The organism is Terriglobales bacterium, assembly GCA_035624455.1.
GTDB lineage: Bacteria > Acidobacteriota > Terriglobia > Terriglobales > Acidobacteriaceae > DASPRM01.
Genome location: DASPRM010000121.1, coordinates 21,539 through 34,496 on the forward strand (window position 1 = coordinate 21,539; position 12,958 = coordinate 34,496).

Annotated in this window: 13 protein-coding genes; 2 read left to right on the plus strand and 11 right to left on the minus strand. The window is 58.0% G+C overall.

The window, feature by feature from the left end; translation table 11 throughout:
* Positions 1-78 precede the first annotated feature (78 nt).
* On the plus strand, positions 79-1,347 hold the full coding sequence (locus VEG30_13400; protein HXZ80920.1) for a M20 family metallopeptidase: 1,269 nt from the start codon (positions 79-81) through the stop codon (positions 1,345-1,347).
* 154 nt (positions 1,348-1,501) lie between these two features.
* The gene (gene tatA / locus VEG30_13405) at positions 1,502-1,678 is read left to right on the plus strand and encodes a twin-arginine translocase TatA/TatE family subunit (protein ID HXZ80921.1); all 177 of its coding nucleotides are present in this window, start codon (positions 1,502-1,504) and stop codon (positions 1,676-1,678) included.
* Positions 1,679-1,918: 240 nt separating this feature from the next.
* Here tatA and VEG30_13410 read toward each other — a convergent pair whose 3' ends face one another.
* The 11 genes from VEG30_13410 to tgt form a co-directional block, all read right to left on the minus strand.
* On the minus strand, positions 1,919-2,416 hold the full coding sequence (locus VEG30_13410; GenBank protein HXZ80922.1) for a biotin/lipoyl-containing protein: 498 nt from the start codon (positions 2,414-2,416) through the stop codon (positions 1,919-1,921).
* A complete protein-coding gene (gene accC, locus VEG30_13415) occupies positions 2,413-3,963 on the minus strand; it encodes an acetyl-CoA carboxylase biotin carboxylase subunit (protein ID HXZ80923.1) in 1,551 nt (516 codons plus the stop codon). The genes VEG30_13410 and accC overlap by 4 nt, the downstream gene beginning before the upstream one ends.
* A gap of 231 nt (positions 3,964-4,194) precedes the next feature.
* Positions 4,195-5,007, minus strand: coding sequence for a tetratricopeptide repeat protein (locus tag VEG30_13420; protein HXZ80924.1), 813 nt, complete (start codon positions 5,005-5,007; stop codon positions 4,195-4,197).
* 213 nt (positions 5,008-5,220) lie between these two features.
* Positions 5,221-5,655 carry a biopolymer transporter ExbD gene (locus VEG30_13425; GenBank protein ID HXZ80925.1) on the minus strand — a complete coding sequence of 145 codons (435 nt, stop codon included), beginning with the start codon at positions 5,653-5,655 and terminating at the stop codon, positions 5,221-5,223.
* Between the two features lie 12 nt (positions 5,656-5,667).
* Positions 5,668-6,135, minus strand: coding sequence for a biopolymer transporter ExbD (locus VEG30_13430; GenBank protein HXZ80926.1), 468 nt, complete (start codon positions 6,133-6,135; stop codon positions 5,668-5,670).
* Positions 6,136-6,251: 116 nt separating this feature from the next.
* Entirely contained in the window at positions 6,252-7,007 is a 756-nt protein-coding gene (locus VEG30_13435; GenBank protein HXZ80927.1) for a MotA/TolQ/ExbB proton channel family protein, read from the minus strand.
* A 229-nt stretch (positions 7,008-7,236) separates the two neighbouring features.
* On the minus strand, positions 7,237-7,986 hold the full coding sequence (locus VEG30_13440; protein ID HXZ80928.1) for an energy transducer TonB: 750 nt from the start codon (positions 7,984-7,986) through the stop codon (positions 7,237-7,239).
* Between the two features lie 234 nt (positions 7,987-8,220).
* Positions 8,221-9,423, minus strand: coding sequence for a protein translocase subunit SecF (secF, locus tag VEG30_13445; GenBank protein ID HXZ80929.1), 1,203 nt, complete (start codon positions 9,421-9,423; stop codon positions 8,221-8,223).
* A gap of 65 nt (positions 9,424-9,488) precedes the next feature.
* Positions 9,489-11,108 carry a protein translocase subunit SecD gene (secD, locus tag VEG30_13450; protein HXZ80930.1) on the minus strand — a complete coding sequence of 540 codons (1,620 nt, stop codon included), beginning with the start codon at positions 11,106-11,108 and terminating at the stop codon, positions 9,489-9,491.
* Positions 11,109-11,170: 62 nt separating this feature from the next.
* Positions 11,171-11,521 (minus strand): preprotein translocase subunit YajC, encoded by a 351-nt coding sequence (yajC, locus tag VEG30_13455; protein ID HXZ80931.1) that lies wholly within the window; start codon positions 11,519-11,521, stop codon positions 11,171-11,173.
* A gap of 157 nt (positions 11,522-11,678) precedes the next feature.
* Complete coding sequence (gene tgt / locus VEG30_13460; GenBank protein ID HXZ80932.1) at positions 11,679-12,926, minus strand: tRNA guanosine(34) transglycosylase Tgt; 1,248 nt, start codon at positions 12,924-12,926, stop codon at positions 11,679-11,681.
* Between the last annotated feature and the right edge of the window lie 32 nt (positions 12,927-12,958).

Genomic DNA, 12,958 nt, shown 5'->3' on the forward strand with positions numbered 1-12,958 from the left:
AGATGGATGCTTTCGCGACGCTATGCCTGAACCCGGCTGGCGCACAGCGCGTGAAACGGGCATTATAGCGAATCCAATATGCCACCTCGCAAAAGCAACTCGCCCGAAGGGCGTCCCAAGCTGGCGAAAGGCAAGACGAGGACGTTGAATCGCTTGGCCCTTGCGGGCACAGACCGTGGCTGCGGAGGCGGCTCCGAGGCGTCAAGCAAGCTCCTGAGATACGTGGAAAATCGCCAGGGGGCGATGATCGAGACCATCCGGCACCTGGTGGAACTGGAGTCGCCCAGTCATGAAAAACCGGCACTGGATCGTCTGGGCGAACGGTTAGCACAGTCATTTCAGAAGCTTGGCGGGAAAACGCAGTTCCATTCAGGCATAAATTCCGGCAACCACCTGCAGGTGGATTTTTCGGGCTCTTCCCTGCACCGGCATGGAGAACCCCTGCTGCTCCTGGGTCATTTTGACACCGTCTGGGAACTCGGGACGCTCGCAACCATGCCCTTTCAGATCGCCGAAGAACGCCTGTGGGGCCCCGGCGTTTACGACATGAAAACCGGTATCGCGCAGATGATCTTCGCAATCGAGGCCATTGACGCTTGCGGATATGGTGTACCACGGCCGATCACTGTGCTGCTGGTCAGTGACGAGGAGGTTGGCAGCGAGAGTTCACGTCAGATCACGGAGTCGGTCGCCAGAAAATGTGGTGCCGTGCTCGTACTGGAGCCATCGTTTGGACTGCAGGGCGCACTGAAAACTTCCCGCAAAGGGGTTGGCACTTACTATCTCACTGTAAAAGGCAAAGCCGCGCATGCGGGGCTCGATTTCGAAATGGGCGCCAATGCCATCGTAGAAATGTCTCGTCAGCTGATCGCGATATCTGAGTTCACGGATGCGAAACGCGGGGTGAGTCTCAGCCCCGGCATTGTGCAGGGGGGAACGCGTTCCAACGTGATACCGGCGGAGGCTTCGGCCGAAATTGACGTTCGCGTGACTACCATGCGCGATGTCCCATACTTGCAGAGGAAGTTCAAGAGCCTCAAGCCATTCAATCCGCGTTGCGAATTGCAGATAACGGGCGGGGTCAACCGGCCGCCGCTGGAGCGCGCGAAGGAGGTCGTAAGCCTGTTGGCGAAAGCGCAACAGATAGGGCGCGAGCTCGGCATGGATCTAGGGGAAGCGGCCGTCGGAGGTGGTTCGGACGGCAACTTCACGGCGGCGATCGGTATTCCCACCCTGGATGGATTGGGCGCGGTCGGGGAAGGGGCGCATGCCCGTCACGAGTCCGTGTTGATCGCCGCGTTGGCTCCGCGCACGGCCCTTTTAGCGCGACTTATCCAGGAAATTTGAATCCTGCATCTGGTCCAAGGCTGCCAAACCATGTAGTGCGCGATTCGTGGTTTTGACTCGCGGCAGCCAAGAGCCTAGAATCTAGTTAACGGATAAGCTCTGAAGCTACGTTTCGCACCCCGGCTACGGGTGGTGAGACTGACTGGAGTCTTTCATGCTTGGCAAATTGGGTTTGCCGGAAATTCTGGTGATTCTGGCGATCGCCCTTCTCATCTTTGGCCCTGGCCGGCTCTCCGAGCTTGGTAAAGGTCTGGGCGAGGGCATTCGCAACTTCAGGTCGTCCCTCAAGGATGGCGAGGCTAACGCCGAAAAAGCGGAGAAGAAAGAGTAGGATCGCCCTATCTATCTCTTCTGATCGTCCAGTTTCTCTGCGTTCCTGCCCATCAGGAATCCTGCAATCTCTGCTTATGTCACGAATATTTTCGCCAAGAGACCGGCGTGCTTCCCTCAATCGCCGCAGACGAAGGAATTGGCCGGTAGAAATCAGCAGTCAGAAGCTATCTCCCGCAGGGGCGTAAAGCCCGCGTCTTTTGAGTACCGACTGCTACTTCACGTGCTTACAATTTTCGGCTTACTCTACGATTGCCAGGACCTCTCCGGCGCTGACAGAGGCTCCTTCGGCGGCCAGAATCTGTTTTACTGTTCCCTGCTTAGGGGACTTCAGCTCGTTCTGCATTTTCATAGCTTCGATGACCACCACCCCGTGACCGGCTTCCACTGGGGTCCCGGCGCCGGCCACGATGCGAACAATTCTTCCAGGCATGGGGGCCAGCACTTTGACCGGGCCTTCTCCCGCCCCAGCGGCTGCCTTGCGGCTGCGGAGAGACCGTGGATCGCGCACCTCCACCGCGAAGCGCGCATTTTTGACCCACAGGTGCAGGTCGGTAGGCGTGCGCTCGCGCTTGACCTCGTATGCTACGCCGTCGATGATGAGCGAAATCACATTGGGACGCGCCAGAACGGCATCGACCTGCAATTCTTCGCCGTCAAGCTTGCAATGCCAGGCGTGTTCGCCGCGCGCCAGCTCAAGCTTGTGGGATTTGCCGTCGACGATGACTTCGTAGGTCACGAGTGGCTCCCCCCGAGAGCCTCAATGCGCCCCGCCTGCTTCCACCGTGAGGCGGCTGCTTCGCCGTTTCCGTGAGCGGCCGTGCGGTTGCCGCTGCCATTCAGAGAGCCCGGGGGGTCCAGGGCCGCGAACAACCCGCCCGCAAGGGCTGCGATCTTTGCTTTGCCGTCTTTTTGCATGTCGGGGTCGGCATCCGCGTCTCTGCGATCGCCCGAGAGCAGGCGGTCCAGGAAGCCGGTGTCCAGCTTGCCGGCACGAAAATCCGGATCGCGCAAAATGCGGCGAAACAAGCTGATATTCGTCTTAATCCCACCGACAAAATATTCGTAGAGGGCACGCTCCAGCCGCGAGATGGCTTCCTCACGGTCGAAGCCGTAGCCGATCAATTTGGCCAGGAGGGGATCGTACTCAATGGGCACTGTCCAACCTTCGTACATGCCGCTGTCCCGGCGGATGCCGGGCCCAGAAGGGGCCAGAAGCAGGGTGATCTTGCCCGGGCTGGGGAAGTAGTTGTTGTCGGGATCTTCCGCGTAAATACGGCATTCGATGGCATGTCCGCGAACCCGGATGTCATCCTGTGCAAACGGCAATTTTTCACCTGCCGCGATGCGGATCTGCAGATGCACGAGATCCAGCCCAGTGACCAGCTCCGTAACCGGATGTTCCACCTGCAGACGCGTGTTCATTTCCAGGAAGTAGAAATTTCGTGCCTGATCGACCAGAAACTCTACTGTCCCCGCATTGGTGTAATTGGCGGCTTGCGCCACGCGTACCGCTACCTCACCCATCTGCCGGCGCATTTCCGGGGTGACGATGGGGGATGGGGACTCCTCCAGCACCTTCTGGTGCCGCCGCTGCACGGAGCATTCCCTTTCTCCCAGATAGACAGTGCTGCCATGCTCGTCGGCCAGAATCTGTATTTCAATGTGCCGAGGATTCTCGATAAACTTCTCCAGATACACTTCGCTGTCGCCAAACGAGCGCTGCGATTCGCTCCGAGCGGCTTCAAAAGCGGACTTCAGGTCGCGCGGATCGCGCACCAGCCGCATGCCCTTGCCGCCACCCCCAGCAGCCGCCTTGAGCATCACGGGGTAACCGATTTTTTCTGCGAGTTCCGCGGTCTGGGGGAATTCCATTCCGCTCCTGGATCCCGGAACCAGGGGAACGCCAGCATCGCCCATCAGCTGACGAGCACGTGTTTTTGAGCCCATTGCGTCCATCGCGACCGCCGTCGGGCCAATGAATTTCAATCCTGCATCTGAACACGCCTGTGCGAATCGCGAGTTTTCGGAAAGAAATCCGTAGCCGGGATGAATCGCTTCCGCACCGCAATGCCTGGCGACCTCCAGCAGCTTGGGAATGTTCAGGTAGGATTCGGAGGCACCGGGGGGTCCGATGTGATAAGCCTCGTCCGCTTTGCGAACGTGGAGAGACGCGCGGTCGACGTCAGAGTACACAGCAACCGAGCGAATACCGATCTCGCGGCAGGCACGGATCACGCGGACAGCGATTTCGCCACGATTCGCGACGAGTATTTTCTTGAACATGGTGCGGGTGTCCGCTCCGGGGCAGCAGGCAATTCGATTTTACTTCAGAGATGCCCGGACGACCTTGGGTGCGCTCCCGACTCTAGCAAGGCTCAATCGCAATGCCTGTGAGGAGGATCACAAGGGATCGAATGCGGGCGGCATACGGTGGAGCCAGGTCCGCCGCAAGAAATAAAAGACCCCATCCAGATCCCAGCCCGGATGAGGTCGGATGGGAACGGCCACGAGAGGCTATTTCTGCTGACCACTCATGGTGATGCCGCCCGGGCCTTGCTTCTCAGCCTTCGACTTCTTGGTTGCCAGGGTCTTATCCACCCACTCATCGGCTTTCTTGAGATCAGCCTCGCGGGCTGCGGCGTCGCCACACTCAATGTCGGCCTTCTCGCGCCACATCAGGTTCATGTAGGCCATGGCATCGTCGTAGTCGGGGCGCAGTTGCAGGGCTTTATCCAGCGCTGTCATCCCCTCTTCCACGTAGGGGGTGTTCTTTTGCTTGACGGCCTCGCAGACCTTCTTGTCTTTGATCGGCTCTTCCGGCTTCAGCCCGAGTTTGTTGCGCTCTTCCATGCGTGGCTGATAGGCCTGGGTCCAATCGATCACAGCAATCGAGTAATAGGGCTCGGGATCGTTGGGATCGATTTGGGTCGCCTTGCGGTAATATTCTTTTGCGTCCTCAAACTTCTTCATCTGCAAATACAAATAGGCGATTCCCTTGGCACTGTTCAGGTTCTGCGGGTCCTTAACCAGAACTTGCTTGTATTCTTCGATCGCCTGCTCGGCCATACGGTTATTCTCAGGCGTATCGGCTCCCGGGATGTACTGCTGGGCGTAAGCTGTGGCCAGGTAGAGTCGGGCATTAATCAAAGCTGGATCCAATGCGACCGCATCCTTGAATTTCTCAATGGCATCCTCATACTTAGCGTTCTTGTAGGCCTGCACGCCTTTGTTGAGCCTATCGCGTGCCTTGAGTTTATTGCACCCAGCAGTTGTGATGAGCGCTGTCGCGAGTGCCAGGAAAGCGATCACCTTTATGCTTCTATTCATTGCTTTATTAATCCCCCTTTTTACAGGGCTTAGATACGAATTGCGGATGAATTAACCGCGCGGCCTGTAAACGAACTTCGGATGCAGCTTCCCGACCGAACAGGAACCCTCGCCAGCTGATGCTGTACAGAAAAACTCGCGCTGACAATTCCGCGGACAATTGTCGCCCGGCCGGCTGACCAGAGACCAGCCGGGACTCAGGTATTGTATTCCTTAACCGCCTGCTTCAATCTTCGCTGTGATCAGTCCGACCTTGTCCACCCCAGCCGCATGGGCAATATCGATTACCTGGGCCACATCCGCGAATGGCAGATCCGTGTCAGCCTTTACGAACATGACTTTCTCAGCACGGGTCTTGTAGATATCCGAAAGCCGGCCCTGCAGGTTCTCCCAGGTCACGTCTTCCTGGTTGATCTTAAGCGCAGGTTGACCACCACCAGACTTCAACAACTGCACGACCACCGTCCGATCCGTAGGCTCGTTCTTCGGCGCATTGGGCGGCGGTGGCTGAGGCACCAGGGCCTCCAACCCTTTAGGGGTCAGCGGCGTGATCACCATAAAAATGATCAACAGCACCAAGAGCACGTCGATCAACGGAGTTACGTTGATGTCCGCGCTCTGACCACCGGTCGAAACTCCCATTCCCATAGTCGATCTCCTCTATTGCCCGCCACTCGGGGTTGCCGCTCCCGGCGGAGGCGGGGCCGTTGTCTTGCGTTGTTCTGTGAGGAGGCCAAGCTGATCCACACCGGCAGCGCGGACGTTGTCCACCACTTCCGCCACGACTCCGTAGCGTGCCCTGGCATCAGCACGCACGAAAACGCGCTTATCCACGCGATTGGCCAGCCGATCTTTGATTTTTGGCGTCAACTGGTCAGCCGGAATCTTGTCCGTGCCGAAGAAGACGCTGCCATCCCGGGTGATCGCCACCAGCAGCGCATCTTCCTTGTCGGCATCCGGCATCTGGATCGGGTTATTGGTTTTGGCCAAATCCACGCTGATGCCCTTCTGCAACATGGGCGTTACCACCATGAAGATGATCAGCAACACCAACATAACGTCCACCATCGGCGTGACGTTGATGTTGGAGTTGACCTTCGCCCCTTCATTCCGTTTTGCTAATGCCATAGGAACCTGTTCCTTCCTCGCGGCTGTCAAATTGAGAGCGGCAGTTGCTCGCTGCCAGCCGACAGCCGCTTACCTTTTTCACCGAGCTCGAGCAAAGCCCGCCGGAAGCTGAACGCCTACTTGCGGACGACGTTGCGCCGCTTCAGGAAGTAGTCGAGCAGTTCGCTGGAGGAGTTGTCCATCTCCACGTCGAACGCCTCTACACGCCCGGTGAGATAGTTGAACATCATCACGGCCGGGATGGCGACGAACAATCCGACGGCGGTGGTCACCAGAGCTTCTGCGATACCGCCGGCGACCGCGCCCAGACCGGTAGCCTTCTGCTCGGAAATGCCGCGGAACGCGTTCAAGATTCCGACCACCGTTCCGAACAGTCCGACGAAGGGAGCGGTGGAACCGATCGTGGCAAGACCACCCAAGCCACGCTTCAGCTCGGCGTGCACGATGGCTTCAGCGCGCTCCAGCGCACGTTTCGAGGCCTCAATCTGTTCACCGGGAATTTCGCTGGATTCGCCGTGAGCTTTGAATTCCTGAAGTCCGGCGGTTACGACCTTGGCCAAGTGGCTCTTCTTGTTCTTTTCGGCGATACGGATGGCTTCGTCGATCTTGCCTTCGCGCAGAGCTCCGGCTACCTGGGGTGCGAAGGTGCGCGATTGCTTGCGGGCGGCGCTGAATGCCATCCAGCGGTCGATCATGACGCCAATCGACCAACCGGACATGATGAACAGAATGATGACCACGATCTTGGCGAGGACGCCCATCTGTTTCCAAAGTGAGATCGGGTCCCATCCCACCGGTTGCTCCTGGAAAATCCACACGGCAGCGGTGGAAGCGTGTACGAGCAGGGCTGATGCCAGATTTGCTACGAGCATGAGTTGCTTGTTCCTCCTCAGAACTTATTCAGGCGTGAGCTGGCGTGAATTCGCGCAGGGCTGAATTTGAGAACGCTATGCTCCGCGTCCCGCCGCCTAACCCAGGTTCGCCTGAGAGCCGAGTGTTGGCAGCGTTTCTTTGTTTCCTGCGGCTATGGGGAGGTGGCGAACTCCGGAGAGGATCTCCGCCACCATACCCGCAATGAAAAAACTCCAGGAGACCCTGGCTTTAACCGCCAGAGAGGTTGAAGTTGACGGTTATCTGCGTGTCCACTTCTACCGGCTCTCCATTCAAGAAGTAAGGCTTATATCTCCACTGTTTTACCGCGTCAATTGCTGCTGGCGCCAACATCGGGTGCCCCGATACCAAGCGCAAATTCTGGATCGCACCATCCTTCCCGATGACCGCCTGCAGCACGACTTGCCCCTGAATCCGAGCCTGGCGAGCAAGGGGAGGATACTGGGGCACTACTTTGTGAACCAGCAGGCCCTCTGAAACACCCTGGGATACCCGAACTCGTTGCGGGGTTGCCACTTTGGGGACGGCGGTGGTTGTGCCTGTGCTGCCAATGATGCCGCCGATCACGCCACCCATCGACCCGCCGGGGACGCCACCGGGCACTCCCCCCACGACACCACCAGAGGCCGTCATCGGAGGGGGAGCCTCCTCTTCTTTGATCATCTGCACTTTTTGTGGAATCTTGGTCGGAGTGCGCAACTGACCGTTAAGGAGATCGCTCTGCACCTTCACTACCTTGACCGGGGGCGTCGCAGCTGGCGGCGGCGGAGGCGGCGGGGGTGGAGGCGGAGCTACCAGGAATGTCATTAATTGTTGTTTGGGCAAGGCCTCGGTGTAGATGAGGGGGATCAACACCAGAATTCCCACCAGGAGGACTTGCAGAATGAAGGAAACTATGGTGGTGGCACCACGTTTCGTCCTCAGTCTGCCTCCAGACTCCAGAAGGCTATCTTCAAACATGGCCTATTCTCCATCGCTGACTTGCCTGCGAATGTTTAGACACCAACTAGCCCGATTTTGCTCCCATTCCCCAAATATGCTCGAAAACTCCGTAAAACCCGTGCACGAACTAAGCCAGTTAAGATGCAAATTCTACACTTGGCGGCAACGGTGGCAGGGGACATCGTGCCGCAGACGGCATTCATCACCTAAAGATCGCTTATGACCCGGCTGCCGGGGCGCAGCCGACGGAACTTAGCGAGCGCGAATCTTCTCCCGCCGCGCCGCCGGCAGTGCCGCCACCTGAACCCGCTGGCCCTTACGCTTCGCCTGCCATTCCTGGTAAGCCACCAACATGGGCGCTGCTACCGCGATCGACGAATACGTCCCGATGAGGATTCCGATCACGAGCGCGAACGAAAATCCATGCAGCACCTCACCACCGAACAGAAACAGCGAGAGTACTGTCAGGAACGTCAGACCCGAGGTCAGAATGGTTCGGCTCAGGGTCTGATTAATGCTTTTGTTGACGATGTCCGCCAGGTTCTCGCGCCTGAGCAGTTTTATGTTCTCACGTATGCGGTCGAAGACCACGATGGTGTCGTTCATGGAGTAGCCGACCAGGGTCAAAATCGCTGCGATCACCGTTAGCGAAATTTCCTTGTTGGTTAGCGAGAACGCCCCAACGGTGATCAAAGTGTCGTGGAATACTGCCACAACCGCAGCCACTCCGTAAATCAATTCGAACCGGAACCACAAATAAACCAACATCCCGGCCAAAGAGTATAAGATAGCGAGTTTGGCCTGGGTCTGAAGTTGCCTACCTACCTGCGGGCCTACGATCTCGACATTTCGGACACTAAAGTCCGAGAGGTAAAAGCCCTCCCCGAGCGAGGTGACCAGGGCGGGGTCCACTGGACCTTTCAGTTGATCCAGTGAAGTCAGGGTTCCGTTATTCTGCCGGTCGCGTATGTTCACGATCTGTTGGGCAATTGCCTGATAGCGTTGGTTGGCATCAGATCCCAGCCGCAGGGGATCCTTCTCCAGCAGATACTCAAAAATTGCCTGCGAACTGGCATTGTTCAGATCCTTGCGGTTAGGATCGGGGGTCTTCTCCAGCGCCTTGACAATCGCTACCTTGCCGGCATCCAGGGCCGCCTCGCTGGTCTCTTTCTGATCCAGCGAGATGAGGACCTCGTTAAGACTGGGGTCGCCGTAGCGCTGGATACGGAAGTTCTTCAAGCCCGCGCCGTCCAGCGCCGATCGAATGCGACCGTCGTTGGGAACGTGGGTGAACTTAACGTAAACCAGGGTGCCGCCACGAAAATCAACGCCCAGAGGAATGCCATGCCAAAACAGCATGGACAGCACTCCTGACACGCTGAACACCAGCGAAAAGGCGAGAAAGTACCACTTCTTGCCTAGAAAGTCGATATTAGTATTGCGAAAAAACTCCACTGTTTCTGGCCTCGAATTTGTCTATGCGCAGGTAACCAGCCTCAGAGGTTACTCTGCTAGTACTGTTAGATCGACAGCGGTTCTCCTGCGCGATGCCGCTGCAGATTGGAATCGAAGATCACGCGCGATACAAACACTGCTGTAAACAGATTTGCCAGCAGACCAAAAGTCAGGGTGACAGCAAACCCGCGCACCGGTCCGGTTCCGAAAATGAACAGGATGACTGCGGAAACGATGGTGGTCACGTGGGTGTCGACGATGGTCAGCCAGGCACGGCCAAACCCCTGCTCAACCGCCGAGGGCGGTGTTTTGCCATTGCGCAATTCCTCGCGAATGCGCTCGAAGATCAGCACATTGGAATCTACGCCCATGCCGACAGTGAGGATCACTCCGGCGATGCCGGGCAGCGTTAGCGTCGCACCACTGAATCCAAGAAAGCCGAGCAGGATGACAAGGTTCAGCAGCAGCGCCAGGTCAGCATTGATCCCAGCACCGTGATAGTAGATCAGCATGAACACCATCACGGCCGCCAGGCCAATCGCTGCAGCCATCACGCCGTGGCGGATCGAGTCCGCACCCAGGGACGGGCCAACAGTGCGCTCCTCCAGGTAGCGGATTCCGGCGGGAAGCGCGCCCGATCGCAGCACCATGGCAAGATCCTTGGCCTGCTGCTCGGTGAAGCTGCCAGTGATGCGGCCTTCGTCGTGAATCTGCTCCTGAATGGTGGCGACTTCCTGCACTTTGTTGTCGAGGACGACTGCCAGGTAGTCGCCAACGTGGCTCCCGGTAAACGCGGCAAAGCGGCGGCCCCCCTCACCGGTCAGCAGGAAACGAACCGCCGCGCGGTTGTTCTCGTCACGAGTCGGCTGGGCATCACGCAGGTCGCGGCCAGTAACCGCAGAGGAGCGTGAGATCAGGTAATAAACGTCGGTTCCTTCGGGGATGCCTTTGCTGCCGATGCTGCGTCCTTTCATCAACACCGCATCCGCGGGAAGAACTCCGCCATGCGCGGCCAGGGCCTCCTGCTCGCTCGCATAGGGACCACCCAGGGACTGGCGGATTTCAAGCATCGCGGTGGACTGCATGATCTCTTTTACGCGCGCAGGATCATCCACTCCGGGCAGTTGCACCAGAATCTGGTACTGCCCAAGCCCGTGCTCTTCGATGACGGGCTCGCTTACTCCGAGACTGTCAATGCGGTTGCGAATCGTTTCAATGGCTTGGGCTACGGAGCGGTTCTTGAGATCAGTGAGGGCCTGCGGTTTCATAAACAAAACCCAGGAATTCTCCGGACCCGAGGCCAGGTTGTATTCAGGCAATCGGTCGTTTACCAGGTTGCGCAATTCGCTGCTCGACTCGGGTGGAACGCCCTTCAGCAGAACCCGGTCGGGCTGGTTTTGCGGGTCGGGCTGGCTGATTTCGGCGTAGCTGACATTGCGTGAACGCATGTCTTCTTTGAGGCGCTCTACGGCGCGATCCGCGTCGGCCTTGACGGCATCGTTCACCATTACCTGGAGGATCAGGTGGGTGCCGCCTTTCAGATCCAGGCCAAGATGGATCCGCTGCTGCATGGCGGAGATCAGTCCGCTCTTGCTGAAACTGGAGGGAATGCCGAAAATCCCAAAGAAGAAGACCAGCAGCACCGCAACAATGAAGACCGTTTTCCAGAGTAGGTTCTTTTCCATAACTATGAATCCATAACTGTGAGCTTCGCCCTTCCAGTTCCCTTGCCGATGCAGGGGATAGGTTACGACGCCGCTTTGGTGGTCGCTTCCTCCCCGCTGCTGACGGCCACAATCGCGCTGCGAGCTACCTCCAGACGAATGTTGTCGGGCGGCACGCGGAGATGAACGTTATCGTCGCGCAGAGCGATGATCGTTCCCTTGAGTCCGCCGCTGGTGGTCACCCGGTCGCCGGTCTTCAGGTTACCGAGCATCGACTTCCACTGTTTCTGACGCCGTTGCTGGGGCAGGATCAAGAGAAAGTAAAAAATGACGAAAATGAACAGCAGCGGCAGCCACATGATGATGCCGCCCCCGGCGCCACCCGGCGAGCTCTGCAAAAACATTCCGAACAGGGCAAAATTGATCGTGCTCATTCTCTCGCACCACTCTCCCGGCCAGAGACGCACCTTATGCCTACATGGTGCAATCCGGGCCTTTCATTGTACCTGCGGGAACTGAATGGATCACACTCAGAACGGGGGACCCGACACCTCTACCTCCGGCATTCGGGGACGCCTTCGGGTCTTCCCTTTAGGTATGAGCAGGGGAGCTCAACGCTCGTGACCGGACACCGGAAATAAACCTGGAGAATTCCCCAAGTTCTATAGATTGCCGCACCCTCTGCATAGTGTCAAGGTAATAGGCCAGGTTGTGAACGGTATTCAGGACCTGGGCCAGGATCTCGCGCGAGGAATACAGGTGGCGGAGGTAGGCGCGCGAATATCGCGCACAGACCCGGCAGCCGCAAGCGGGATCCAGGGGACCCTCGTCCAGCGCATATCGCGCCTGTTTGATGTTGATCCTGCCTTCGGAGGTGAACAATAGGCCGTGGCGTGCTGCCCGCGTGGGAAGCACACAATCCATCATGTCAATTCCCATGGCCGCGTACTCGACGATCTCCTCCGGCGTGCCGACTCCCATCAGGTAGCGAGGTTTGTGCGTCGGGAGATGACGCACCGTTTCCTGGACCACTTCGTAGGTCACAGACCGCGGCTCGCCAACACTGAGTCCGCCGATCGAATATCCAGGGAAGTCTATTTCCTGGAGACGCTCGGCACACTCGCGGCGCAGTTCCGGGTGCATTCCGCCCTGCACGATGCCGAACAGAGCCTGGGTAGCGCTTTTGTCGGCGGATTCCAACTCAGAGGTCTGGCTCCACGGGACCTCCCGTTTATGCTGCTCGAAATATCCCTTGCACCGCTGAGCCCAGCGGAGGGTCAGCTCCATGGATTGTCGCGCTCTGTTCTCTTCTGCGGGATGTTCGGTGCACTCGTCGAAAGCCATGATGATGTCGGCGCCCAGCGCAATCTGGATTTCCATCGACTTTTCGGGGGTGAACAGATGAGATGAGCCATCCAGATGGGAGCGAAACGACACGCCTTCTTCGCTGATCCTGCGCAACTCGGTCAGGCTGAAAACCTGGAACCCGCCGGAGTCGGTGAGAATCGCGCGCTCCCAGGACATGAAACGATGCAGCCCGCCAAGTTTGCGGACTTGCTCATGTCCCGGCCGCAGATAGAGATGATAGGTATTCCCAAGAATGATCTGCGCGCCAAGCTCCTCCAGAAGCTCCTGCGGTACGCCTTTTACCGATGCCACCGTGCCCACCGGCATGAACACGGGCGTATCAACTGTCCCGTGCGGAGTGCGAATCCTGCCTAGCCGCGCGTCGCCCTCGCGCTTCTCGACGTTGAACTGGATGGACACGATTGCGATTGTAGCGAATCGGCTTACTGCGGCGTCGAGGGGGTTCACAGGAGGAAACAAAAGGGCGGCCATTGGCCGCCCCGATTTCGTAAATGTGCTTCTGC

What these genes read in the sequence shown, in the direction of transcription:
- secD (HXZ80930.1), bottom strand. Translation starts at nt 11,108, where the DNA reads ATGGAAAAGAACCTACTCTGGAAAACGGTCTTCATTGTTGCGGTGCTG.
- VEG30_13440 (HXZ80928.1), bottom strand. Translation starts at nt 7,986, where the DNA reads ATGTTTGAAGATAGCCTTCTGGAGTCTGGAGGCAGACTGAGGACGAAA.
- tgt (HXZ80932.1), bottom strand. Translation starts at nt 12,926, where the DNA reads ATGGCCGCCCTTTTGTTTCCTCCTGTGAACCCCCTCGACGCCGCAGTA.
- VEG30_13430 (HXZ80926.1), bottom strand. Translation starts at nt 6,135, where the DNA reads ATGGCATTAGCAAAACGGAATGAAGGGGCGAAGGTCAACTCCAACATC.
- tatA (HXZ80921.1), top strand. Translation starts at nt 1,502, where the DNA reads ATGCTTGGCAAATTGGGTTTGCCGGAAATTCTGGTGATTCTGGCGATC.
- accC (HXZ80923.1), bottom strand. Translation starts at nt 3,963, where the DNA reads ATGTTCAAGAAAATACTCGTCGCGAATCGTGGCGAAATCGCTGTCCGC.
- VEG30_13420 (HXZ80924.1), bottom strand. Translation starts at nt 5,007, where the DNA reads ATGAATAGAAGCATAAAGGTGATCGCTTTCCTGGCACTCGCGACAGCG.
- yajC (HXZ80931.1), bottom strand. Translation starts at nt 11,521, where the DNA reads ATGAGCACGATCAATTTTGCCCTGTTCGGAATGTTTTTGCAGAGCTCG.
- VEG30_13425 (HXZ80925.1), bottom strand. Translation starts at nt 5,655, where the DNA reads ATGGGAATGGGAGTTTCGACCGGTGGTCAGAGCGCGGACATCAACGTA.
- VEG30_13400 (HXZ80920.1), top strand. Translation starts at nt 79, where the DNA reads ATGCCACCTCGCAAAAGCAACTCGCCCGAAGGGCGTCCCAAGCTGGCG.
- VEG30_13435 (HXZ80927.1), bottom strand. Translation starts at nt 7,007, where the DNA reads ATGCTCGTAGCAAATCTGGCATCAGCCCTGCTCGTACACGCTTCCACC.